Here is a 7312-nt window from a genome sequence, read left to right as displayed (position 1 = left end):
TCGTGTCGTGAGATGTTGGGTTAAGTCCCGCAACGAGCGCAACCCTTTTCCTTATTTGCCAGCGGGTTAAGCCGGGAACTTTAAGGATACTGCCAGTGACAAACTGGAGGAAGGCGGGGACGACGTCAAGTCATCATGGCCCTTACGACCAGGGCTACACACGTGCTACAATGGTCGGTACAAAGGGTTGCTACCTAGCGATAGGATGCTAATCTCAAAAAGCCGATCGTAGTCCGGATTGGAGTCTGCAACTCGACTCCATGAAGTCGGAATCGCTAGTAATCGCGGATCAGAATGCCGCGGTGAATACGTTCCCGGGCCTTGTACACACCGCCCGTCACACCATGGGAATTTGTTGCACCAGAAGTAGGTAGTCTAACCGCAAGGAGGACGCTTACCACGGTGTGGCCGATGACTGGGGTGAAGTCGTAACAAGGTAGCCGTAGGGGAACCTGCGGCTGGATCACCTCCTTAACGAAAGATTGACGACCGGTAAGAATCCACAACAAGTTGTTCTTCATTGATGTATCTGAGGGTCTGTAGCTCAGTTGGTTAGAGCACACGCTTGATAAGCGTGGGGTCACAAGTTCAAGTCTTGTCAGACCCACCATTCTGACTAGCTGTACAGAAAGAAGATGCATTGAATCTAGATGATAAGCTGGGGACTTAGCTTAGTTGGTAGAGCGCCTGCTTTGCACGCAGGAGGTCAGGAGTTCGACTCTCCTAGTCTCCACCATATATCGCTTTGCGATATGGTTAAGTTAATAAATGAACAGTCAAAAGGCTGTTAGTTTAGTCCTTAAGCAAACGAAGTTTTAGATCCTAGAGATTAGCAAGTATAAGCGTTATGATACGCGGACTTGATAATCTCTGTGATTTATCACGGTTTCCTGACCTGACGAAGGCTGGAAAAATCATTAACAGAATATATTTGAGTTGAAATAATTTGTTCATACTCGTTTTAGTTAACTTAACAAGCAATTGTTAATGTTGAATGAAATGAGTTACTAGCGAAATTAACTGAATCAAGCGTTTTGGTATATGAATCTAATTGAAGCTGTACAGTGATTAAGTTCACAGAACTCTGAACTAAAATGTTGAAGATGCTACTTGTAGGCATCGTCGGCTGTTTGGGGTTGTATAGTCAAGTAATTAAGTGCATGTGGTGGATGCCTTGGCAGTCAGAGGCGATGAAAGACGTAATAGCCTGCGATAAGCTCCGGGGAGGCGGCAAATATCCTGTGATCCGGAGATTTCTGAATGGGGAAACCCACCTGTCATAAGGCAGGTATCATACACTGAATACATAGGTGTATGAGGCGAACGAGGGGAAGTGAAACATCTCAGTACCCTTAGGAAAAGAAATCAATTGAGATTCCCTCAGTAGCGGCGAGCGAACGGGGAACAGCCCATTAAGTCATATAAGTTCTAGTGGAATGCTCTGGGAAGTGCAACCATAGTGGGTGATAGTCCTGTACACGAAAGGGCTTATATGATGATGTCGAGTAGGGCGAGGCACGTGAAACCTTGTCTGAATATGGGGGGACCATCCTCCAAGGCTAAATACTCCTGACTGACCGATAGTGAACCAGTACCGTGAGGGAAAGGCGAAAAGAACCCCTGTGAGGGGAGTGAAATAGATCCTGAAACCGCATGCATACAAGCAGTGGGAGCCGGCTTAGTCCGGTGACTGCGTACCTTTTGTATAATGGGTCAGCGACTTACATTCAGTAGCGAGGTTAACCGAATAGGGGAGCCGTAGAGAAATCGAGTCTTAATAGGGCGTTTAGTTGCTGGGTGTAGACCCGAAACCGGGTGATCTATCCATGAGCAGGTTGAAGGTTGGGTAACACTAACTGGAGGACCGAACCCACTGTCGTTGAAAAGCCAGGGGATGACTTGTGGATAGGGGTGAAAGGCTAATCAAGCCTGGTGATAGCTGGTTCTCCCCGAAAGCTATTTAGGTAGCGCCTCGGACGAATACCATTGGGGGTAGAGCACTGTTTCGGCTAGGGGGTCATCCCGACTTACCAAACCGATGCAAACTCCGAATACCAATGAGTACTATCCGGGAGACAGACTGCGGGTGCTAACGTCCGTAGTCAAGAGGAAAACAATCCAGACCGCCAGCTAAGGCCCCAAAATTATAGTTAAGTGGGAAACGATGTGGGAAGGCATAGACAGCTAGGAGGTTGGCTTAGAAGCAGCCACCCTTTAAAGAAAGCGTAATAGCTCACTAGTCGAGTCGGCCTGCGCGGAAGATGTAACGGGGCTAAAACTATATGCCGAAGCTGCGGATTTGCAATTTATTGCAAGTGGTAGGGGAGCGTTCTGTAAGCCGATGAAGGTGGATTGAGAAGTCTGCTGGAGGTATCAGAAGTGCGAATGCTGACGTGAGTAACGACAAAACGGGTGAAAAACCCGTTCGCTGAAAGACCAAGGGTTCCAGTCCAACGTTAATCGGGGCTGGGTGAGTCGACCCCTAAGGCGAGGCCGAGAGGCGTAGTCGATGGGAAATTGGTTAATATTCCAATACTTCTGTGTAATGCGATGAGAGGACGGAGTAAGTTAAGTCAGCCTGGCGTTGGTTGTCCAGGTGAAAGGATGTAGGCATGTATCTTAGGCAAATCCGGGGTACTCTATGCTGAGATCTGATAGCAAGCTGTACTTGTACAGTGAAGTGGCTGATACTATGCTTCCAGGAAAAGTCTCTAAGCTTCAGTTGCACAGGAATCGTACCCGAAACCGACACAGGTGGTCAGGTCGAGTAGACCAAAGCGCTTGAGAGAACTCTGCTGAAGGAACTAGGCAAAATGGTACCGTAACTTCGGGAGAAGGTACGCTGCCGGCGGTGATAGAACTTGCTTCTTGAGCTGCTGGCAGCCACAGAAACCAGGCCCCTGCAACTGTTTATTAAAAACATAGCACTCTGCAAACACGAAAGTGGACGTATAGGGTGTGATGCCTGCCCGGTGCTGGAAGGTTAATTGATGGGGTTAGCGTAAGCGAAGCTCTTGATCGAAGCCCCAGTAAACGGCGGCCGTAACTATAACGGTCCTAAGGTAGCGAAATTCCTTGTCGGGTAAGTTCCGACCTGCACGAATGGCATAATGATGGGGGCGCTGTCTCCAGCAGAGGCTCAGTGAAATCGAAATCGCCGTGAAGATGCGGTGTACCCGCGGCTAGACGGAAAGACCCCGTGAACCTTTACTGCAGCTTGACATTGAACTTTGATCTTACTTGTGTAGGATAGGTGGGAGGCTTTGAAACCGCGACGCTAGTTGCGGTGGAGCCAATCTTGAAATACCACCCTGGTAATATTGAGGTTCTAACTCTGCTCCATAATCTGGAGCGAGGACCATGTCTGGTGGGTAGTTTGACTGGGGCGGTCTCCTCCTAAAGAGTAACGGAGGAGTACGAAGGTGCGCTCAGCGTGGTCGGAAATCACGCGTAGAGTATAAAGGCAAAAGCGCGCTTAACTGCGAGACCCACAAGTCGAGCAGGTACGAAAGTAGGTCTTAGTGATCCGGTGGTTCTGTATGGAAGGGCCATCGCTCAACGGATAAAAGGTACTCTGGGGATAACAGGCTGATACCGCCCAAGAGTTCATATCGACGGCGGTGTTTGGCACCTCGATGTCGGCTCATCTCATCCTGGGGCTGAAGCAGGTCCCAAGGGTATGGCTGTTCGCCATTTAAAGAGGTACGCGAGCTGGGTTTAGAACGTCGTGAGACAGTTCGGTCCCTATCTACCGTGGGCGCTGGAAATTTGAGAGGATCTGCTCCTAGTACGAGAGGACCAGAGTGGACGAACCTCTGGTGTACCGGTTGTGACGCCAGTCGCATCGCCGGGTAGCTATGTTCGGAAGGGATAACCGCTGAAAGCATCTAAGCGGGAAGCCTACCTCAAGATAAGATTTCCCTAGGACTTTATGTCCTCTAAAGAGCCGTTGAAGACTACGACGTTGATAGGCTGGATGTGGAAGTGCGGTGACGCATGAAGCTGACCAGTACTAATTGCTCGTGAGGCTTGACTATACAACGCCCAAGCAGCTGTATATCATGCTTCAATTGATTCACATATAATCAATCAAACTTGATTTAGTTAAAAAGCTAGATACAATGAACAAATTAAATGAACTCAAGTACTTCTGTTAATAACTCATTTGACCAAGCAACGGCACTGAAAAGATAAGACCAAATGCAAAGTCATAACAGTTGTGCTGGCGACAATAGCAAGAGTGAACCACCTGATCCCTTCCCGAACTCAGAAGTGAAACCTCTTAGCGCTGATGGTAGTGTGGGGTTACCCATGTGAGAGTAAGTCATCGCCAGCTCATTATTCGAAAACACCCCTAACTCAAGCAGTTAGGGGTGTTTTTTTATGCAAAATAATAATCAAAAAATCTGGGAGATAACGGCATAGTATTTTAGATTTTATTGAATTTATTCTAAATTAGCAGATTAAGGCGCTTTAAGAAAATGAGGCGATATAAGATTTTAAAAAAGAATAGCTTGATGGCTAAAGAAGAATGACAGGGAAACTTCCATGCACAATGTGCGGTGCAATGATTCTAAAAGATACTTTTGAGCGGAATACAGGACTGTGTATGCCATGTAAAAATGGCACACGAGCTGCGCATGAGCATTCTAAACAGCAATATGAGCGAGACAGGCTTTACCGGCAATCCGAAGAACCCCATTATTGGGTTCAATTGGTTGAAAAAGTTAATCAGCAGCGCTGGTCAGTACTGTCACGACAGGATCAGCATTATTTTGTCATTAGTATTTTAATTGGTGAGGTTTTAAATGGCGGTTTTGAGCAATATTTTTTCAATAGTTCAGGGGATTATTACACACAGACAAAGCAAGTTCTGATTCAGTATGGTGAAGAGGACATCTTTAGACTATTGCTGCGCGCGAAGCAGCAGATCTTTGCGGGGCAAGCGGTACCTGCATATTGTGAGCAGCGACGGCAATTGTTGCAGAATATTGAGGCCAAGCAAGAATAGCAGTATGATGCAGAACTGCGTTTGCTGGAGGATCAGTTTTTTGAAAAATCAGACAAGCTTGTAGCCCTTTTATCAAAGTTGGCTGTGGAACATCATTTATATAGGCCTTTCGAAAAACATTTTTGAAGTTTGCTTTTTGAGCTGTTTAAGGCAGTATTATTGCTATAATTTTGTATGTTTTTTAATAAAACTATGCTATAAAAAATAAATACGGCATAAAAATTGCTTATAACTCGCGGTATTTATATAGGGAATAAAAGATGAAGTTATCGGTTGGATTAAAGGTTGCAAACTCTCTGTCGCTTACACCGCAGTTGCAGCAAGCCATTCGGTTACTTCAGCTTTCCAGCCTTGAATTAGAGCAGGAAATTCAGATTCAGTTAGACAGCAATCCTCTATTGGAAAAAATTGAGGAGCAATCCAGTGTTGAAGCGTTAGAGACATTAAGTGAATCGGAGCAAGACCGTAAAGATTTAACCAATGAGCTGAATGCGGATCATTTGCCAGATGATTTGCCTGTTGATACAGATTGGGATGATGTGTATACCCATCAGCCCACCAGTCTTGGCAGTGCAGAATTTGAAGAGCGTGAGGATAATCGCCAAGGGCATTTAAGCCTAAAAGAACATATGCTTGAGCAGGTGAATTTACTTCACTTTTCGACTGTTGATAAACTGGTCGCGCATTGTATTATTGATTCTCTTGATGATAAAGGTTTTTTAGATTGTGATCTTTCGGAGATTACGTATTCTGCGCAGCATTTGCTGCAAAGCATGGACTATGATGAAGAGGTCGAGGATGATGAGGTCCTGGTTGTTTTAAAGCATATTCAGCGCTTGGAGCCTATAGGCATCGGTTCGAGAAACTTGGCAGAATGCTTAACCGTACAGTTGGAAAACCTGCCTGCAGCGGTTCCAAACCGCAGGGAAGCATTGCTGCTGATGCAGCATTATGAATTGCTGATTTCCAATGAGCTTCCTAAATTGGTGAAACAGACAGGATTGAATGCTGAGCAGTTAAAAGCAGCTGTTGATTTGCTGAAGACCTTAACAGCGCATCCCGGCATGGAATTCGAAGACCGCAGTTCTGATTATCAGATTCCTGATGTCGTTGTCTCTAAGAAGAATGAACATTGGCATGTACAGCTGAATCAGGATGTCATGCCTAAACTGAGGGTTAACTCGTTCTACGCCAATATGATTAAGCGAGCGGATCAGAGTGATGATAATCAATATTTGCGCAGTCAAATGCTGGAAGCCAAAAACTTTATTAAAAGTATTGATGAGCGCCATAAAACGCTGCTGAAAGTTGCCACCTGTATAGTAGAGCATCAACGGGCTTTTTTTGAAATCGGCCCTGAAGGCATGAAGCCTTTAGTGCTTCGTGATATTGCTGAAGAAGTCGAACTGCATGAATCTACCGTTTCAAGGGTAACCACGAATAAGTTTATGCTGACGCCGCGCGGCTTATATGAATTGAAATACTTTTTTTCCAGCCATGTTGGCACCACATCCGGCGGTGAAGCATCATCTACGGCTATCCGGGCGAAAATTAAAAAAATGATTGCGGATGAGAATACGCGTAAACCTTTGTCAGATAACGCTATTGCGAATATGTTGAAGGATGAAGGTATTGATGTTGCGCGCAGAACAGTGGCGAAATATCGCGAGTCGTTACATATTCCGTCGTCTTCTGAGCGAAAAGTCTTGATCTGAATTTTAAAATCTGACTATCCTAGCGGTTCATTATGACAAAATAATGAATCTCTTTTTATTTTAAGGAACGGCCAAAATGATTTGATGTTAAATGCAGAGCTCCAGCAATTTGCAAGTCTTCGAACTTTTGGGCTGTTTCTTTCTAATCCTAAAGAAGGTGAGGGATAGAGTTATGCAAATTACAATTCGTGGCCATCATTTAACCGTTACATCTGCGATAGAAGAAGATATTCGTTTTAAATTTGCACAGATGACTAAGCATTTAGACCAAGTCAACAGTATGCAAGTAAAGCTGACCAAAGATCATCAAATTGATAAGCGTTCCCGTAAAGGAAGTTCAAACCATATTGCAGAAGCGATCATTCGGCTGCCTGGCGCAGAGCTGTTTGCTCAGGCCACAGCCGATGATATGTATACTTCAATTAAAAAATTGGCGGAAAAATTAAAAAGACAGCTGCATAAGCACCGGAAAATGCAATTGATTTATATGCCCTTAGAGGTTTAGCTCATAATTTGCGCAAAAAAGAGGTTTTAAATAACCTCTTTTTTTATTGATATATTGTGTGTGATTAATGAATTATTTTTT

Annotated in this window: 3 protein-coding genes, 2 tRNA genes and 3 rRNA genes; all 8 read left to right on the top strand. The window is 45.0% G+C overall.

What is annotated here, in order from left to right; translation table 11 throughout:
* Positions 1 to 474: ribosomal RNA gene (locus tag F941_RS12850) — 16S ribosomal RNA — on the top strand; the annotation flags it as partial.
* A 59-nt stretch (positions 475 to 533) separates the two neighbouring features.
* Positions 534 to 610, top strand: a tRNA-Ile gene (locus F941_RS12845).
* A gap of 50 nt (positions 611 to 660) precedes the next feature.
* A tRNA-Ala gene (locus tag F941_RS12840) sits at positions 661 to 736 on the top strand.
* Between the two features lie 406 nt (positions 737 to 1142).
* A 23S ribosomal RNA gene (locus F941_RS12835) occupies positions 1143 to 4037 on the top strand.
* 184 nt (positions 4038 to 4221) lie between these two features.
* Positions 4222 to 4336, top strand: a 5S ribosomal RNA gene (gene rrf, locus F941_RS12830).
* A gap of 195 nt (positions 4337 to 4531) precedes the next feature.
* On the top strand, positions 4532 to 5011 hold the full coding sequence (locus F941_RS12825; RefSeq protein WP_228128324.1) for a DMP19 family protein: 480 nt from the start codon (positions 4532 to 4534) through the stop codon (positions 5009 to 5011).
* A gap of 260 nt (positions 5012 to 5271) precedes the next feature.
* A complete protein-coding gene (locus F941_RS12820; RefSeq protein WP_005011990.1) occupies positions 5272 to 6726 on the top strand; it encodes an RNA polymerase factor sigma-54 in 1455 nt (484 codons plus the stop codon).
* A 172-nt stretch (positions 6727 to 6898) separates the two neighbouring features.
* Positions 6899 to 7231, top strand: a complete 333-nt coding sequence (gene hpf / locus F941_RS12815; protein ID WP_005011988.1) for a ribosome hibernation-promoting factor, HPF/YfiA family — start codon at positions 6899 to 6901, stop codon at positions 7229 to 7231.
* Positions 7232 to 7312: the final 81 nt, after the last annotated feature.

The organism is Acinetobacter bouvetii DSM 14964 = CIP 107468 (assembly GCF_000368865.1).
Taxonomy (GTDB): Bacteria; Pseudomonadota; Gammaproteobacteria; order Pseudomonadales; family Moraxellaceae; genus Acinetobacter; species Acinetobacter bouvetii.
Note: the sequence above shows the minus strand (reverse complement) of the source record. Positions and strands in the feature narration are given on the sequence as shown.

Coding starts and splice junctions, on each gene's coding strand:
- F941_RS12825 (WP_228128324.1), top strand. CDS start 4,532: ATGACAGGGAAACTTCCATGCACAATGTGCGGTGCAATGATTCTAAAA.
- F941_RS12820 (WP_005011990.1), top strand. CDS start 5,272: ATGAAGTTATCGGTTGGATTAAAGGTTGCAAACTCTCTGTCGCTTACA.
- hpf (WP_005011988.1), top strand. CDS start 6,899: ATGCAAATTACAATTCGTGGCCATCATTTAACCGTTACATCTGCGATA.